13 protein-coding genes are annotated in these 16953 nt (G+C 75.2%); 11 read left to right on the plus strand and 2 right to left on the minus strand.

From position 1 onward, the window contains the following. Nucleotides 1-62: 62 nt before the first annotated feature. The 6 genes from ACFV6X_RS12855 to ACFV6X_RS12880 all read left to right on the plus strand — a co-directional run bounded on the left by ACFV6X_RS12855 (nt 63) and on the right by ACFV6X_RS12880 (nt 6857). Nucleotides 63-1325 carry a sulfate adenylyltransferase subunit 1 gene (locus tag ACFV6X_RS12855; protein WP_385381839.1) on the plus strand — a complete coding sequence of 421 codons (1263 nt, stop codon included), beginning with the start codon at nt 63-65 and terminating at the stop codon, nt 1323-1325. Beyond that, complete coding sequence (locus ACFV6X_RS12860; protein WP_385381737.1) at nt 1312-2457, plus strand: ABC transporter substrate-binding protein; 1146 nt, start codon at nt 1312-1314, stop codon at nt 2455-2457. Before ACFV6X_RS12855 ends, ACFV6X_RS12860 begins: the two co-directional genes overlap by 14 nt. A 22-nt stretch (nt 2458-2479) precedes the next feature. Beyond that, entirely contained in the window at nt 2480-3268 is a 789-nt protein-coding gene (locus ACFV6X_RS12865; RefSeq protein ID WP_385381740.1) for an ABC transporter ATP-binding protein, read from the plus strand. Further along, complete coding sequence (locus ACFV6X_RS12870; RefSeq protein ID WP_385381743.1) at nt 3255-4148, plus strand: ABC transporter permease; 894 nt, start codon at nt 3255-3257, stop codon at nt 4146-4148. Before ACFV6X_RS12865 ends, ACFV6X_RS12870 begins: the two co-directional genes overlap by 14 nt. Nucleotides 4149-4188: 40 nt before the next feature. Next, nucleotides 4189-5463 (plus strand): PucR family transcriptional regulator, encoded by a 1275-nt coding sequence (locus ACFV6X_RS12875; RefSeq protein ID WP_385381746.1) that lies wholly within the window; start codon nt 4189-4191, stop codon nt 5461-5463. 281 nt (nt 5464-5744) lie between these two features. Beyond that, nucleotides 5745-6857: an MBL fold metallo-hydrolase gene (locus tag ACFV6X_RS12880; protein ID WP_385381749.1), complete on the plus strand. Its 1113-nt coding sequence runs from the start codon at nt 5745-5747 to the stop codon at nt 6855-6857. On the opposite strand, the gene ACFV6X_RS12885 is transcribed toward ACFV6X_RS12880, so the two are convergent. Together ACFV6X_RS12885 and ACFV6X_RS12890 are read right to left on the minus strand one after the other, a co-directional pair. Beyond that, entirely contained in the window at nt 6788-8119 is a 1332-nt protein-coding gene (locus ACFV6X_RS12885) for a PucR family transcriptional regulator (RefSeq protein ID WP_385381752.1), read from the minus strand. The genes ACFV6X_RS12880 and ACFV6X_RS12885 overlap by 70 nt on opposite strands. A gap of 3 nt (nt 8120-8122) precedes the next feature. Further along, nucleotides 8123-8275 carry a hypothetical protein gene (locus tag ACFV6X_RS12890; RefSeq protein ID WP_385381754.1) on the minus strand — a complete coding sequence of 51 codons (153 nt, stop codon included), beginning with the start codon at nt 8273-8275 and terminating at the stop codon, nt 8123-8125. Nucleotides 8276-8625: 350 nt separating this feature from the next. Between ACFV6X_RS12890 and ACFV6X_RS12895 the strand changes: the two genes are divergently transcribed. Genes ACFV6X_RS12895 through ACFV6X_RS12915 form a run of 5 tightly spaced genes read left to right on the plus strand, consistent with a single transcriptional unit; the run spans nt 8626 to nt 16943 of the window. After that, nucleotides 8626-9771 carry a glycosyltransferase family 4 protein gene (locus tag ACFV6X_RS12895; protein ID WP_385381757.1) on the plus strand — a complete coding sequence of 382 codons (1146 nt, stop codon included), beginning with the start codon at nt 8626-8628 and terminating at the stop codon, nt 9769-9771. After that, nucleotides 9768-10589, plus strand: coding sequence for a class I SAM-dependent methyltransferase (locus tag ACFV6X_RS12900; RefSeq protein WP_385381760.1), 822 nt, complete (start codon nt 9768-9770; stop codon nt 10587-10589). The genes ACFV6X_RS12895 and ACFV6X_RS12900 overlap by 4 nt, the downstream gene beginning before the upstream one ends. After that, the gene (locus tag ACFV6X_RS12905) at nt 10586-14926 is read left to right on the plus strand and encodes an alpha-(1->3)-arabinofuranosyltransferase family protein (protein ID WP_385381763.1); all 4341 of its coding nucleotides are present in this window, start codon (nt 10586-10588) and stop codon (nt 14924-14926) included. Before ACFV6X_RS12900 ends, ACFV6X_RS12905 begins: the two co-directional genes overlap by 4 nt. After that, on the plus strand, nt 14923-16218 hold the full coding sequence (locus ACFV6X_RS12910; RefSeq protein ID WP_385381766.1) for a condensation protein: 1296 nt from the start codon (nt 14923-14925) through the stop codon (nt 16216-16218). Before ACFV6X_RS12905 ends, ACFV6X_RS12910 begins: the two co-directional genes overlap by 4 nt. After that, nucleotides 16215-16943: a class I SAM-dependent methyltransferase gene (locus ACFV6X_RS12915; RefSeq protein WP_385381769.1), complete on the plus strand. Its 729-nt coding sequence runs from the start codon at nt 16215-16217 to the stop codon at nt 16941-16943. The genes ACFV6X_RS12910 and ACFV6X_RS12915 overlap by 4 nt, the downstream gene beginning before the upstream one ends. Nucleotides 16944-16953 lie beyond the last annotated feature (10 nt).

Raw genomic sequence — 16953 nt, forward strand, 5'->3', positions numbered from 1 at the left:
GCGGCATCTTCCAGGAGGCCCGGTCCCGGCTGAGTGCCGGGGCCGGAGCACAGGAGGGACACATGAACCCCACGCCCACCTCCCGGCCCGACGAGGCGCCCGTGGCCGAGGCGGATCTGCTCCGCTGGGCCACCGCCGGCTCGGTGGACGACGGAAAGTCCACCCTCGTGGGACGGCTGCTGCACGACTCCAAGTCGGTCCTCGCCGACCAGCTGGAGGCCGTCGCCCGCGCCTCCTCGGGCGAGGGACCCGACCTGGCCCTGCTCACCGACGGGTTGCGCGCCGAGCGCGAGCAGGGCATCACCATCGACGTGGCGTACCGGTACTTCGCCACCCCGCGCCGGCGGTTCATCCTCGCCGACACCCCGGGGCACGTGCAGTACACCCGGAACATGGTCACCGGCGCCTCCACCGCCACCCTCACCGTGATCCTCGTCGACGCCCGCAAGGGCGTGGTCGAGCAGACCCGCCGGCACGCCGCCGTGGCGGCGCTGCTGCGGGTGCCGCACGTGGTCCTCGCGGTCAACAAGATGGACCTCGTCGGCTACGAGCGGTCCGTGTTCGAGGCGATCGCCGGGGAGTTCACCCGGCTCGCGGCCGGCCTCGGCATCCCCGACGTCACCGCGATCCCGATCTCCGCGCTCTCCGGGGACAACGTGGTCGAGTCCTCCCCGCGCATGGACTGGTACGGCGGCCCGACCGTCCTGGCGCATCTGGAGAGCGTACCGGTCACCGAGGAGGCCGCCGACGCCCCGGCCCGTTTCCCGGTCCAGTACGTCATCCGCTCCGGTGACACCCGCCTGTACGCCGGTCAGCTCGCGAGCGGTGCAATGCGGGTGGGCGACCGGGTCACCGTGCTGCCGTCCGGGCGGACCACCACCGTCACCGGCGTCGACCTGCTGGGCTCCCCGGTCGAGTCGCTGCGCTCCCCGCAGTCGGGCGCGCTGCGGCTGGCCGACGACCTGGACGTCTCCCGGGGCGACCTGATCGTCCCGGCGGCGGCGCTGCCCGTGGTGTCCCGGGACGTCGAGGCGGCCGTGTGCCATCTGCACGAGAAGCCGCTGCGGCCCGGGGACCACGTGCTGCTGAGGCACACCACGCGCACCGTGCGCGCGGTGGTCCGGCGCATCACGGGTGCCGAGCGGCTGGAGCTGAACGAGATCGGGCGGGTCGCGCTGCGCACCGCCGAGCGGCTGGCCTTCGACCGGTACGAGGACAGCAGGCGCACCGGCTCCTTCGTGCTGATCGACCCCGCCGACGGGGCCACGCTGACCGCGGGCATGGCCGGCGCGACCGTTCCGGGGACCCCCGATGCGGCTGCCTGAGCGCCGCCGTGGGCCCCGCCGCTCCCGGCGTCCGCTCCACGCGGCCCTGACGCTGCTCCTGCTGCTGGCTTGCGCGGCGGGCTGCGGCTACGGGTCCCGGGCGCCGGGTGCGGCGGCCGCACCGGCCGTCGGCACGGGTCCGCCGCTGTCGGCGGAGTCGGTCTCCGTCGGCTACTTCGCCAACGTCACCCACGCCACCCCGCTGGCCGCCGTCCAGCAGGGCTTCTTCACCCGGGAGCTGGGCGGCACCCGGCTGCGCACCCAGGTGTTCCACGGCGGCCCTTCGGCGCTCGAGGCGCTCAACGCGGGCGCCGTGGACATCGCGTGGATGGGCCCGTCGCCCGCGATCAACGGCTTCCTGCGCTCCGGCGGCCGGGGCCTGCGGATCGTCTCGGGCGCCGCCTCCGGCGGGGTCGCGCTGGTCGTCGACGCGGACGCCGCGGTGCGCGGCAGCGACGTCCGGGGGCTGCGGATCGCCACGCCCGAGGCGGGCAACACGCAGGACGTGGCCCTGCTGCACTGGATCCGGGAGCAGGGCTGGGAGGTCGACCCGCGCACCGGGCGCGGGGACGTGACGGTCGTACGGCAGTCCGTCAAGGAGATCCCGACCAGTTTCCGGCGCGGCGCCATCGACGGGGCGTGGGTGCCGGAGCCGGTGGCCGCGCAACTCGTCGCCCACGGCGGGCGGGTGCTCGTCGACGAGGCGGACCTGTGGGACGGCGGCACGTTCGTCACCGCCCTCGTGGTGGTGAACCCCTCGTTCCTGAAGGACCATCCGGACGTCGTCGAGGCCGTGCTGCGCGGCGCGGTGCGCACCAACGCGTGGCTGCGCGGCCGCCCCGTCGAGGGCCGGGCGGCCGTGAACCGGGCCATCGAGTCGCTGACCGGACGCCCGCTGCCGGAGCGGGTCCTCGACGCGGCCTGGCGGCACGTCCGTCTCACCGACGACCCGCTCGCCGCGACCCTCGCCGAGGAGGCCGAACGGGCGGCACGGCTGGGACTGCTCGGCGGGAGCCGTACGGCCCTGGACGGAATCTTCGATCTGCGCCCCCTCAACCGGGTCCTCGCCCGGCGCGGCGAGGCGGCCGTGGACGACGCCGGGCTCGGTGTCGTGGCCGCTCCGGCCCCCTGAACCAGAGAAGGATGTGATCCCCATGGCAGAAACGGCCCTGCACACCGGCGCACCGGCCCGTCCCGTCCCGGTGGCCGAGGCGGAGCGGCCCGCCGTACGCCTCACCCATGTCTCCAAGTGGTTCGACACCGGCGGGCGCCGTCAGACGGTGCTCGACGACATCGGACTGACCGTCGGACGCGGCGAGTTCGTCTGTGTGCTGGGCGCCTCCGGCTGCGGCAAGTCCACGCTGCTCAACCTGGTCGCGGGCCTGGACCGGCCGTCCACCGGCGCCATCGACGTGTCCGGCGGGGGGCGGCCGGCGCTGATGTTCCAGGACCACGCCCTGTTCCCGTGGCTGAGCGCCGGGCGGAACGTCGAACTCGCCCTGCGGTTGCGCGGGGTGCCCCGGTGCGACCGCCCCGGCGAGGCGCGGCGGCTGCTCGACCTGGTGCGGCTGAAGGACGCGTACGGCAAGCGGATCCACGAGTTGTCCGGCGGGATGCGCCAGCGCGTCGCCCTGGCCCGCGCGCTGGCCCAGGACGCCGACGTGCTGCTGATGGACGAGCCGTTCGCCGCGCTCGACGCCATCACGCGCGACGTACTGCACGAGGAACTCCTGCGTGTCAGGGCCGAGAACGACCTCACCGTCCTGTTCGTCACCCACAACGTGCGCGAGGCCGTGCGGCTCGGGCAGCGGGTCGTGCTGCTGTCCTCCCGGCCGGGCCGGATCGCCCGCGAGTGGACCGCCGACGGCACTCCGGAGGCCGCCCTGACGGCCCTGGTCACCGACGCGTTACGGGAGGAGATCCGCCGCCATGGCCGCCGGTGAGACGGTCACCCGCAAGGTGCGCGAGAGCGCGGCGGTCGGGGCGGGCCTGGACGCGCTGGACAGCGCGCCCGCCGGCTCCGCCCGGAAACCCGTCGGGCGGCTGCTGCGGCAACGGGTGCTGCCGCCCCTGGTCGCCGTCGCGCTGGTCCTGCTCGCCTGGCAGGCCGCGTACGAGGCCGAGCTCAAGCCGGACTACCTGCTGCCCTCCCCGGCCGACGTGGGGCGGGCCCTGTCCGGCCAGTGGTACGAGGGCACGCTGTTCTCGACGGTGTGGACGAGCATGGAGCGGGGCGCGCTCGGTTTCGCCGCGGCCGTCCTCCTGGGCACCGCGATGGGGCTGACGCTGGGCGCGGTACGGCCGCTGCGGGTCGCGGTCGGGCCGGTGCTGTCCGGGTTGCAGTCGCTGCCGTCGGTGGCGTGGGTGCCGGCCGCGGTGGTGTGGTTCGGGCTGACCGACGCGACGATCTACGCGGTGATCCTGCTCGGTGCCGTGCCGTCCGTCGCGAACGGGCTGCTGGCCGGGGTCGACCAGGTGCCGCCGCTGTATCTGCGGGCCGGCCGGGTGCTGGGCGCCACCGGGGCGGCACGGGTGCGGTACGTGCTGCTGCCGGCCGCGCTGCCCGGCTATCTGGCCGGCCTCAAGCAGGGCTGGGCGTTCTCCTGGCGGTCGCTGATGGCGGCCGAACTCATCGCCGCCTCACCGGAGCTGGGGCTCGGGCTCGGCCAGCTCCTGGAGAACGCCCGCTCCTACCAGGACATGGCGCTGGTCCTGGCCACCATCGGGGAGATCCTCGTCGTCGGCATCGCGGTGGACCTGCTGCTGTTCGCCCCGCTGGAGCGGCGGGTGCTGCGGTCCCGGGGCCTCACGGGGGCCCGTTGACGGGGGCGCCGGTGCCGGCGGCATCTGCTGTACCGGCCGGGTGAGCGGGTCGTCGTGGTTGCTGCGGCTGGTGCCCTCGGCGGCGCCGCCGGAACCGGTGTGCTCGCCCGAGACCCTGGCCGCCGCGCGGGCGCCGCTGGGGCCGGGTCCGGTCGGCTGGGCCGTGGAGACCGCCCGGGACATGACGGCGCACATCGTGCGGCAGGTACCCGAGCACGGCGGGCCGGGCGCGTACCCGCCGTTCCACCGGGCGGTGGAGGCGACCGTGCTCCAGGCGCTGCGCGGGCTGCTCACCGAGCCGGAGCCGACGGGTGCGCTGGTGGTGCCCGAGGCCGTGGCGGGCAACGCCGAACTGGTCCGCCGCAACGTGCCGTTGGAGCGGGTGCTGCGCGGGGTGCGGCTCGGGCACGCCTATCTGCACGGACGGCTGATGGAGGCGCTCGACAAGGAGCCGGACGACGTCCGGATCCAGGAGAGCCACCGGGTCAGCGAGCTGCTGTTCGTCTACGCCGACGTGCAGGCCAGCCGGCTCGCCGAGGAGTACGTCGCGGAACGGGACCGCTGGCGGCGCGGCCGGGAGGCGGTGCGTCGCAGGATCGTGGACGACCTGCTGGCCGGACGGGTGGTCGGCGGGGCGGTCGCCGCGCGCACGCTCGGCTATGAACTGGCCCGCCACCACGCGGCGTTCATCGTCACCGCCGGCTCGTCCGACGCCTGCTCGCCGGACGAACTCCGGCTCCTGGCCGCCGAGCTGGGCCGGGCCGCCGGGGCGGAGAACCTGCTGACCGTGGCGGCGGGCAGCGCCGAGCTGTGGGCGTGGGCCTGCTGGTCGGCGGCGCCGCCGAGGGACGCCCTGACCCGGCTGCCCCGGCTGGTCCCCGAACGCCGACCGCTGCGGGCCGCGCTGGGACCGGTGGGGTACGGCGCCGAGGGCTTCCGGCGCAGCCACCGCGGCGCCCGTGAGGCCCGGCGCATGGACCGCCTCGGCCACACCGGCTGGCTGTGCGACTACGCCGACGTGAGCACGGCGGCCCTGCTCACGGCGGACGTGGAGCACGCCCGGTGGTTCGCCGCACGCGTCCTCGGGGAGCTGGGTGGCGAGGATCCGCGGGTGCGGGAGCTGCGGGAGACGCTGCGGGTGTACCTGGCGGAGGGGCGCAGTCCACAGGGGGCGGCCGAGCGGCTGTTCGTGGCGCGGAACACCGTGACGTACCGGGTGCGGCGCGCGGAGCGGCTGCTGGGGCGGCCGCTGGAGCAGGACGCGCTGGAGCTGCGGATGGCGTTGGAGATCGTGCGGCTGCTGGGGCCCGGGTAGGGGCGATGCGCCGGCCGCGCTGCGGGCGATCGGCTCCGGCACCGTCGCGGCTGGTCGCGCGGTTCCCCCCGCCCCCCCCCAGGGCGCATGGGGCCCGGGTCCCAAAGACCCGGCGGAGTTTGGGGCGCCGGACCAAAGCCCGCACGGCCCTGCGGCCGTTGACTGCTTGACAGGCCAAACTCCCGGGCCCGGCAGGGCGACGGGAGATCGACAGTGCCCGGCCTCGCCCCACCGCAGCGCACCCGCAGCCCCGTACCCCTCCTCAGCCTCCGGGACCCGCCATGCCCGCATTCCCCGAGCCCACTCGCCGCACCGTCCTGCGTACCGCCGCCGTCGCGTCCGGCGTCGGCGCGGTCGCCGCGCTCCCCCTCCGCCCGGGCCCGGCGTCCGCAAGGCCGCCCGGCGCGGGCACCCAGCTCGTGCTGCTCGGCACCAGCGGTGGTCCCGTCCCCATGCACGGGCGGTCCGGCATCTGCTCCGCGCTGGTCGTCGACGGGCGGGTCTACCTCGTGGACTGCGGGCCGGGCACGTTCGCCCGGTACGCGGAGGCCTGGCTGACGCCCGAGCAGCTCACCGCGGTGTTCGTCACGCATCTGCACTCGGACCATCTGTCGGACCTGTACCCGCTGCTGTGGCTGCGGTTCGGCGGTTTCCAGCCGCTGGGCGGCCCCGTGCACATCTACGGGCCGCCGTCCGCCGGCACGCTCCCCGCCGTCCACCCCGCCGGGCGCGCCGTGCGGACCGTGTGCCCGTCCGCGCCGGCGCCGGGCACCGAGGACCTGATCGCAGGGCACATCGACGCCACCGCCTACGACATCAACGTCCGTATGCGCAGCGAGGGCTGGCCCGACATCCGGGAGCTGATCGTGCCGCGCGACATCCGGTTCCGCCCGCCGAGGGGCGCCGGGCCGCGCAAGCTGATGGCGCCGCCGATGGAACCGTTCGAGGTGATGCGTGACGAGCGGGTGCGGGTCACGGCGGTGCTGGTGGAGCACCCGCCGGTCTACCCGTCCTTCGCCTTCCGCTTCGAGACCGCCGACGGCTCCGTGGTGTTCAGCGGCGACACCGCCCCCTGCGCGAACGTGGCCCGGCTGGCGCGCGGCGCGGACGTCCTGGTGCACGAGGTGATGGACCTGGACACCCTCGCCCTGGGCGGGCTGAAGCCGGCGCAGCGGCGGCACATGGAGATCAGCCACACCGACGCCACCCGGGTCGGCCGGCTCGCCGAACGCGCCGGTGTGCCCACGCTGGTCCTCAGCCATCTGGTGCCGGGCGCCACCAACCTCGTCCCGGACGCCACCTGGTACGCCAAGGCGAGCCGCGGCTACTCCGGCCGTGTCGTCGTGGGCCGCGACCTCGCCCGCCTGCCGGTGGGCGCCACCCGGCGGGACTGAGCGCCGCCGCGCCCGATCTCGCCGCGCAACCGCCGGGCACGCAGCACCAGTTCCAGTTCGAAGCGCCGGTCGGGGTCGTCGATCTCGTCGCCCCACAGCTCCCGTATCTGCCGCAACCGGTACCGGACGGTCTGAGGATGCACACCGAGCCGCTCCGCCACCTCGGGCGCCCCGCCCCGCGTCTCCAGCCAGCCCAGCAGGGTCTCCGCGAGCCGCCGCGCGTGCGCGGGCCCGCAGTGCGCGAGCGGCGCGAGGCAGCGCAGCGCCAGGTCGTCGAGGAGTTCCTCGGGCTGGAGCAGCACCAGGGCCTCGGTGTGCTCGGTGCAGAACAGCACCTCCCCGGCGGGCAGCAGCCGCCGTTCCATCAGGCGTACGGCGGCCTCGGCCCAGCGCAGCGACTTCGCGGCGTCGGTCAGCGGCACCGGCGGCCCGATGGCGCCCGCCCAGCCGGTGAGCGCGCGTTGCAACAGCTCGGGACGCCCGGCGGCGTCCGGTTCGGGCACGACCATGCGGGGCTGCTCGTACTCCAGGTCGAGCAGCACGCCCTGCCCGACGGCGGGCGCGACCGCCTCCCGTGCCGGGCGCAGCAGCACCCCGACGGCGACCTTGTCGGGCAGCTGCCAGCCGATCCGGGCGGCGCGTTCGGCGAGGGCGTCGGCCGGGTCGCCGCGGTGGCGTTCGGCGAGCAGCAGCTCCATCAGACGGCGTTGCAGGCGCAGCCGTTCCCCGGCCTGGCGGGCGGCGGCCTCGGCGTAGCCGCGCACGGACTGGTCGACCAGGCCGTCGAGGTACTCGTAGCCCGCGTCGACCAGTTCGTACATCGCGGGTGGCGGGATCTCCACCCGCTGGCCGATGTCGGCGAAGCGGCGCCAGGCCAGCCGTACCCCCATCCGGTAGATCGCCTGGAGCGAGTCCAGGGTGCGGCCGTTGAGTCCCTCGCCACGGCCGAAGTCCTGGAAGACGCCGGGCGGCACGGTGGGGCGGCCCGTCGAGTAGTCGGCGTGCTCCAGGTGCTGCACGAACACCTCGATGGCACGCCGGATGCCGACCAGCGCCATCGGCTCGCCGTTCTCGTCCAGCACGAGCGGCAGGTGCGGGTATTCGCGGCGGATCTCGCGCAGGATCTCCTCGGCCAGCTCGGGCGCCTCGGCCTTGGCGATCGCCGCGAACCGGCGTACCTGGAGCCGGGGCACCTCGTGCCAGGCTGAACGGGCGGCGCCGGTCGCGGCGGGCGGGGTGACGGTTGCCGGCTGGGCGGTCACCGGTCAGCTCCCCTGGCCCGCTTGTTCGTACGTGATCAGAGGGCTGTTGGGCTGTTCGGGAGTGGCTTCGAGCAACGCGACGACGCCGAACGCGGCGCCCACGGCGAGGGCGGCCGCGACCACGACGGTCACGGTGGCTGCGATCAGTCTGGACATGCGGGGTCAGCCTCTCTGCTCCGGAGGTCGTCCCACCCCGGTGCCCGCCGCTGCCCGTCGGCCCAGTGTCTGCGCGGCCCGGGACGCCGTCAAGGCCCGGGATCGGACCGACGCTCACGTTGTGACGTGACGTCAGGTACAACAAGCCCCGAAATTGTCATGCGCGTGAGTAGCCGTGACGAACGCCTCGGCGAAAACTGTCCAACCCCACCCCGCGCACATCCCGTCCACAGGCCCCGCTCAGGACAGGCGTAGAAGCCCTCCCTTCCCCAGGCAGTCCTCCCTTCCCCGCAGGCGACCCTCCTTTCCCCCACATCGAGTACCGCACCCCGAGACGAGTTGGAGCACCCATGCCCCAGCACGTACCGCCGCTGCGCACCGCGCTCCCCCGGCCGCAGCAGCACCCCCCGGCGCTCCCCCCACCCCCGCGCCGCATCGTCTTCCTCGCGCACCGGGACCTCGGCAACCCGGCCGCGGGCGGCTCCGAGCTGCTCGTCGACCGGCTGGCCGACGGCCTGACCCGGCAGGGGCACCAGGTCACACTCCTGTGCGGCGGCCCGGCGGCCTTCCGTGACTACCGGGTCGTCTCGGCCGGCGGCCCCTACGGTCACTATCTGCGCGCCCGCTCGGCCTTCGCCCGCCGGATCGGCGACTGCGACCTGCTGGTCGAGGTGTGCAACGGCATGCCCTACCTCGCCCCGCTGTGGCACCGCGGACCCACCCTCTGCCTGGTCAATCACGTCCACTCCGACCTGTGGGGGATGCGCTTCGGCGGTCCGCTCGCGCCCGCCGCCCGGATCGGCCGCCGACTCGAACACTGGGCGCTGACCGGCCCGCAGTCCCGCGGTCTGCTGGTCGCCGTCTCCCCGTCCACCGCCCAGGCGCTGCGCGCGCTCGGCGTGGCACGCGAGCGGATCCGGGTCGTCCACAACGGCGTCGAGGAGCCCGGCCCGCGCACCGACCGCTCCCCCGAGCCGCTGTTCGTGGCGGTCGGCCGGCTCGTCGAGTACAAGCGCGTCGACCTGCTGCTGCGGCTGTGGGAGCGGGTCCGTCCGGTCACCGGCGGCCGTCTGGTGATCGTGGGCGACGGCCCCGAACGGGAGCGGCTCGCCGCGCTGGCCGGTTCCGGAGTCGAGTTCACCGGGCACGTCTCCGAGGCGGAGAAGCACCGGCTGCTGTGCGCGGCCTGGCTGCTGCTGCATCCGTCGGCGGTGGAGGGCTGGGGTCTGGTGGTGACGGAGGCGGCCGCCCGCGGGACCCCGGCGATCGGCTTCGACGTGCCCGGACTGCGGGACTCCGTCGTCGACGGCGAGACCGGCGTCCTGGCGGCCGGCGAGTCCTCCTTCGCGGCGGCCTGGTGCACGCTGGCCCTGTCGGGACACCGCCGGGAACTGATGGGCAAGGCGGCCCGGGAACACGCCGCGCGGTACCGGTGGGACCGTACGGTGTCGCAGTTCCGCGCGGTGGCCGCGGAAGCGGTGCGGGGCTCGTCGTGACGCGGGTCGTGCGTGGCTGGTCGCGCCCACGCGGCGGTGGCCGCACATCGACGACAGCCCCGCGCCCCTCCACGGCGTCACCTCACCGAGGGTTCAAGGACCCCTCCTTCCGGCGTTCCCTCGCCCTGTTCCGCGCCTTCCTGTGCGAGCAGGACGACCCGGACGCCTGCTACTCGCTGCTCGCCAGGGACGCCGCCGACCAGGTCGAGGCGTACGACGGGCCGGTGGCCGGGCGGGTGGTCGTGGACGTCGGCGGCGGCAGCGGGCACTTCACCGAGGAGTTCAGGCGGCGCGGCGCGCACGCCTACCTCTTCGAGCCCGACGTGCGCGAACTCGGGCAGAAACCGCCCGACGGCACGGTGGTCGCCGACGGCTATCTGCTGCCGCTGTCCGACGGGGCCGCCGACGTCACGTTCTCCTCCAACGTCCTGGAGCACGTGGCCGATCCGCAGACCTTCCTCAGCGAGCTGGCACGCGTGACCCGGCCGGGCGGTCTGATCTACGTGTCGTTCACCAACTGGCTCTCGCCCTGGGGCGGCCACGAGTGGGCGCCCTGGCACTACCTCGGCGCCGAGCGGGCCCGCGCCCGCTACCGCCGCCGTACCGGGAAGTCAGCCAAGCACACCCTCGGCGAGAACCTCTTCACCGTGCACATCGGCCCCACCCTGCGGCAGGTGCGCGCCCGTCGCGACGTCACGCTCGTCACGGCGCGCTCCCGCTACTGGCCGTTCCTCACGCAGGCCGTCGTCAAGGCGCCCGGCATCCGCGAGGTGGCCACCTGGAACCTTCTCCTCATCCTCCGGCGGTGTCCCCCATGACGACCACGGTCCAGGCCCCTCCCCCTGCAGCCGTCCCCACCACCGTGACCGCCGCGGGCCCCCCGGAGGGCCCGCGGTCGCGGCGCTGGCTGCTGGGGTTCTGGGCCGTGGTCCTCGTGCTGTTCCTGGTGGTGCGGCCGGGCCGGCAGACCTTCGACACCAAGCTCGGGGTGACCGTCGACCCCGGTCGTTTCCTCGCCGACCTGGGTCAGTTGTGGCACGACCGGGGCGGCTTCGGCGGCATCCAGGACCAGTACGCCGGCTACCTGTGGCCGATGCTCCCCTTCCACTGGCTGTGCCGCGCGGTCGACCTGCCGGTGTGGCTGGCGGAGCGCCTGTGGATGTCGCTGGTCGTGTCCGTCGCCTTCTGGGGCGCGCTGCGGCTGGCCGAGCGGCTGCGCGTCGGCAACGGTGCCTCCCGGCTGCTGGCCGCGGTGGCGTACGCGCTGTGGCCGCTGTTCACGATCGTCGTCGGCTCGACGTCGGCCGCCGCGCTGCCCGGCGCCTTCCTGCCATGGGTGCTGCTGCCGCTGACCGGTGAGCGCCACAGCGCCCGCGTGGCCGCGCTGCGGTCGGCGCTGGTCATCCCGTTCATGGGCGGTGTGAACGCGGCCTCGACGCTGGCATCCCTGCTCCCGGTGGGCCTGTATCTGCTCTCCCGCCCGGCCGGCCCCCGGCAGCGCAAGCTGATCGCCTGGTGGGTGCCGGGCGTGCTCGTGGCGACCGCCTGGTGGTGGATCCCGCTGCTGCTGCTCGGCGCCTACGGCGAGAACTTCCTTCCGTACATCGAGAGTGCACGGACGACGACGGACACCATGGCGGCCACCGAGGCGCTGCGCGGCGCCGGGAACTGGGTGGCGTATCTGCACTTCGGCGAGGCGTGGCTGCCGGCCGGCTGGACCGTGGTGTCCTCGGCGCTCGTGGTGGTCTGCTCGGCGCTCGCCACCGGGCTGGGGCTGGCCGGGCTGGCGCGGCGGGACATGCCGGAGCGGCGGTGGCTGGTGCTGACCGCGCTCGTGACCGGACTGGTCCTGCTCGCCGGGTACGGCGGCGCGTTCGGGGCGCCCTTCCACGAGACCGTGCAGGCCTGGCTGGACGGCCCGCTGGCGCCGTTCCGGAACATCTACAAGTTCCAGACCGGACTGGCCCTCGCCCTGGTCCTCGGGCTCGCCCACCTGGTGGCGGTGGCCGCCGAGCCGCGCGGCGCCCGACGGGTACGCGGCCGCCGGTTCGCCCCGCTGGTCGCGGCGGTGCTGGTGCTGCCGGGGCTGGTGTGGCCGTACGTCAACGGATCCCTCCTCAACGCGGGTTCCTTCCAGGAGCTCCCCAAGTACTGGCAGGCGACCGCCGACTGGCTGGAGAAGTACTCCCCCGACTCCCGTGCCCTGGTCGTCCCGGCCACCGCGCACGGCATCCACACCTGGGGCTCCACCATCGACCAGCCCCTCGACGTGCTGGCCGGATCCCGCTGGGCCCAGCGGGACTACGTCCCCTTCGGCACGCCCGGCAACCGCCGCGCGATGGACGCCGTGGAGCAGGCCCTGCTGACCGGCGCCGAGGTCCCGGGCCTGGCCGACTTCCTGAGCCGCGCGGGCATCCACTACGTCGTCGTGCGGGGCGACCTCGACCCCGACCGGATCGGCGCCGTCCCGACCACGACCGTCAAGCGCACGCTGGAGCAGTCCGGCTACCGGCGGGTGACCGGGCTCGGCCCGGTCATGACCGGCGGCCGGATCGCGGACGACACCCCGCTCCAGGTCGAGGGCCTGTACCCGCGCCAGCGGGCGGTGGAGATCTACCGGCCGGGCGGCGAGGACGTCACCCGGCCCGGACAGGCCGCCCTGTACCCGATCGCCGACACGGCGGTCGTCTCCGGCGGCCCCGAGTCGCTGCTGCCGCTCGCCGCCACGCTGCGCGGCCGGGCGACCGTGCTGTCCGGCGACAACCACCCCGGGCTCGGCAGGCCGCAGCTCCAGGTGACCGGCGACGGGCTGCGCCGCGCCGACACACGGTTCGGGCTGGTCGACGCCAACACCTCGTACACGTACACCCGCGACGAGCGGAACGCGCCCGACGCCCACCAGGACGCCGGCGAGCCGCCGCACCAGATCCTGCCGACGACGGGTGTGCGCCATCAGACGGTGGCCGAGCTGCGCGGGGCGCGGTCGGTGACGGCGTCCTCGTACGGCAGCTGGCTCTTCCATCTGCCGCAGTTCGACCCGGTGGGCGCCTTCGACGGCGACCCGGCCACCGCGTGGGCGGAGGGGTCGGCCGACTCACCGAACGGGCAGTGGCTGCGGATCGAGTTCGCGGGCACGGGCGACGGCGGAAGCGACGCCGGGGCCGAGTACGACATGCCGTCGTCGTTCGAGGTGACACCGCTGCCGCAGGGGAGCGTGCGGGCCGCCGCCACGCGGGTGCGGGTGGAGACGGAGCGCGGATCGGTGACGAGCTTCCTCCAGCCGAACGGCATGACGCAGCGCGTGAAGGCCCCGGCGGGCGCGACCGGCTGGATGAAGCTGACGATCACCGACTCGGTGGCCCGCAGGACCGGGCTGACCGGGGCGGGCTTCGCCGAGATCCGGCTGCCGGACGTGCAGGTGACGCGTCTGCTGCGACTGCCGTCGGACGTCTCGGCGACGGCCGCCGAGATCGTCTCCCTGCACCGCGCGGCCGACCCCACCGGCCTCTCCCCGACCGGCACCGAGGCGGGGCTGCACCGCCGCTTCGAGACGACCGGGACCGGGACGTACGAGGTGAGGGCGAGCGCGGTGCCGGTGCCCGGCGAGGAACTGGACCGGCTGCTCTACGAGATCGCGCCCGAGCAGCGAGAGCGCATCACCGCCACCGCCGACTCCACGGCCCGGCTGGGCGCGGGCCTCGGCGCCCGCAACCTCACCGACGGCGACCTGACGACGGCGTGGATCGCGGGCGACCGGCCCACGGTCCATCTGCGCTGGGAGGGCAAGCAGCCGGTGAGCGAGCTGGTGCTGGCCGCGGCGGGCGGGCTGTCCAGCCGCCCCACCGAGGTGCGCATCAGCTCCCCCGACGGCGCCACGAGCGCCGGCGTGGACGAGAACGGCTGGGTGCGCTTCGAGGCGATCACGACCGACCGCCTGGACATCACGGTCACCGAGACGGCCCCGCTCACCCTCCACAACCCGGTCGTCGACGAGGACCTGCAACTGCCGGTGGGCCTGACCGAGGCCTACCTGCCCGCCCTCGACAGCTACCGCACCCCGCAGCCCCGCCCCGACCGGGAGTTCTCCCTGCCGTGCGGCCGGGGACCGCTGCTGGCGGTCGACGGCGAGCTGTACCGGACCGGCGTCTCGGGCACCGTACGGGACCTGACGGAACGCCGGCCGGTGGAGGTGACCCTCTGCCCGGAGGGCGGTCTGGAACTGCCCGAGGGCGCGCACCGCGTCGAGGCGGGCGACGCCGGCCCGCTGGTCCTGACGGACGTGACGCTGACGCGCGGCACGGTGACCGACCCGGTGTCCCCCGGCCGTGACCTGCGGATACGGGACTGGCTCGGCGACCGCCGCGAGGTGACGGCCGGCGCGGGCGCCGCCTCGTACCTGACGACGTACGAGAACTTCAACGACGGCTGGCGGGCCACGCTGAACGGCGAGGAACTCACGCCGGTCCGGCTGGACGGCTGGCAGCAGGGCTGGCGCCTGCCGGCCGGAGCGGGCGGCACGGTCGAGCTGTCGTACGAGCCGTCGACCACGTACGAGGCGGGGCTGATCGGCAGCGGGGTCGGACTGGTCGTGCTCGTGGGCCTGGTGGTGTGGCGCCGGCGCGCGCCCAACCCCGACGCGCCGCAGCCGGTGCCCCCGGCGCCCGGGGTGTGGCTGGGCGCGGTGGCGCTGACGCTGGTGGGCGTGGTGATCGCCGGGTGGTTCGCGCTGCTGGTGCCGGCGCTGGCGGTGCTGGCGTACCGACGGCACGCGCTGCTGGTGCCGATCGCGTTCGGGGCGCTCGCGGCAGCGGGCGTGGTGGCCGCGATCGGGGCGGGCGAGCCGCCCGGCCAGGGCACGGGCACCTTCTCCCCCGTGGCCCAACTGCTGGCGCTGATCGGCCTGTTCGCGGCACTGGTGGGCGTTCGGGAGCGGGCCGGCGATCCGGGTACGACGGCGGTGCTGCCGCCGGTGGCCCCGGAACCGGCCACCACGGCGGGCCTGCCGCCGACGACCCCGGGGACGGCCCCGACGCGACCGCTGCCCCGGCGCCGGGGGCCCGCGCAGGACCCGTTCCCGCGCGCCGAGGCCGGACCGCCCGTCTCGGCACGCGGTCCCGGCAGCCCGGAACCCGAGGGGGGAGACGACAGCCGATGACCGCACTCGACGACGTGACGCCCCGCCCGGCGCGGCGGATCCCGTTCCCGGTCGTGGACGAGGTGGCCCGCCACTGCCAGCAGGACGAGGAACCGGAGACGGTCCACATCGAGGTCCGCCTGCCCGGCCCGCTGGACCCGACCCGCCTGCGCAGCGCCTTCGTCGAGGCCCTGCACCGGCACCCGCGCGTACTGATGCGCGAGGCCCCCGGCCCCTGGTGGCGGCGCCGCTACGAGTGGGAGCTGACGGCGGACCCGGACGTGGAGGTGGTGAGCTTCGCGCGACCGGGGCGGGACGCGCTGCGGGACGCGAGGGCGCGGGCCCTGACCCAGCCGCCGCCGCTCTCGCTGTCCCCGCCGATCCGCCTGGAGGTCGTCGCGGCCCTGCCCGACGAGGGCACGGCCCTCGTCGTCACCATCAACCACACCGCGCTCGACGGCCCGGCCTGCCTACGGGTCCTGGCCACCGCGGCGGAGCTGTACGGCGGCAAGGACAACTCCCCGACGGCCCCGCCCGTCCGCACGGCGACCGCCGGACCGCCCGCAGAGGCCGCCCCCTCCCACTGGTCCCCACCGGCCCGGGTGGCCCCCGGCACGCCGGGCCCCTCCCCCGGCAACGGCGTGCTCGTCACCGAACTCCCCCTGCCGCACCGCCCCAAGGTCTCCCCCTACACGGTCAACGACCAGCTCATGGTCGCCACCGCCCTGACCGTCGCCCACTGGAACCGCGAGCACGGCGCCCGTCCCCGCCCCCTGCGCATCACCATGCCGGTCGACGACCGCCCCCGCGACACCACCATGCCCATCGGCAACGGCACCCGCCTGGTCGAAGTCGCCTTCACTCCCGACGAGTTGGGTCGGGCCACGACCGACATGCCCGCCCTGCTGCACCGCACGGCCACCCGCACCCGCGCCCTGAAGTCCCTGCCCCGCCCCCAACTGGGCCACGGGGCCGCCCTCCTGGCCACGCCCGTCCTGCCCGTCCCCTGGCGCGCAGCTCTCGCCCGCACGCTGCGCCGGGCCGCCGCCCCCTGGACCTCCACCACGCTGCTGAGCAACATCGGCCGCATCCCGTACTCCCTGGACTTCGGCGACGTGGCGGGACGCGCGCACGCGGTCTGGTTCTCGGCGCCGGCCCGGATGCCCCGCGGCCTGACCTTCACCACCGCCTCCACCGCCGGCCGCCTCCATCTGGCCGTGCGCTGGTCGCACGCCCTCCTCGGGCCCGGCGACGGCGCGCGTCTGCGGGACCTGTTCGAGCACCACCTGCACGCGACGGAGGTCCCCCGATGACGACCACCGCACCGCCGGGGGGCCTGCGCGACTTCTACGAGGACCCCGCCGTCCCGGTCGCCTCCGGAGCCCCCCGCAGCCTCCGCCAGGCCCGCATGCTCGCCGCCGCCCTGAGCGGGAGCACCGCGCCGGGCCTCGTCCTCGACATCGGCTGCGGCGACGGCACCGCCGCGGCGACCGCCGCCCCCCTGCTCACCGGCCACCGTGTCATCGGCGTCGACTGGTCCCAGGACGCCCTCACCCGGGCCCGCCCCCGCCTGTCGTACGCCGTCCGCGGCGAACTCACCGACGGCGGGCTGCCGTTCCGTACGGCTGCCGCCGACGCCGTGCTGTTCAGCGAGGTGATCGAGCACCTCGTCGACCCGGACGCCGCCCTCGACGAGCTGCGCCGCGTGCTGCGCCCCGGCGGCCACCTGATGCTCTCCACCCCCAACCTCGCCGCCTGGTACAACCGGGTCCTCCTGTTCGCCGGCGTCCAGCCCGTCTTCTCCGAGGTGAGCCTGCGCGCCGTCCACGGCCGCCCGGGCCGGGAGGTGGTGGGACATCTGCGGCTGTACACCGCCCGCGCGCTGCGGGAGTTCGTCGCGGCGGCCGGCTTCGAGGTCGTACGGCTCGAAGGGGCCCCCTTCCACGGCGTGCCGCGTCCGCTGCGGGCGCTGGACCGTCTCGCCTGCGCCCGGCCGCCCCTGGCCTCGATCCTGCTGCTGCACGCGCGAAGGACGTAGGCCGTGTGGT

It is taken from the genome of Streptomyces sp. NPDC059861 (assembly GCF_042731435.1).
Lineage (GTDB): Bacteria > Actinomycetota > Actinomycetes > Streptomycetales > Streptomycetaceae > Streptomyces.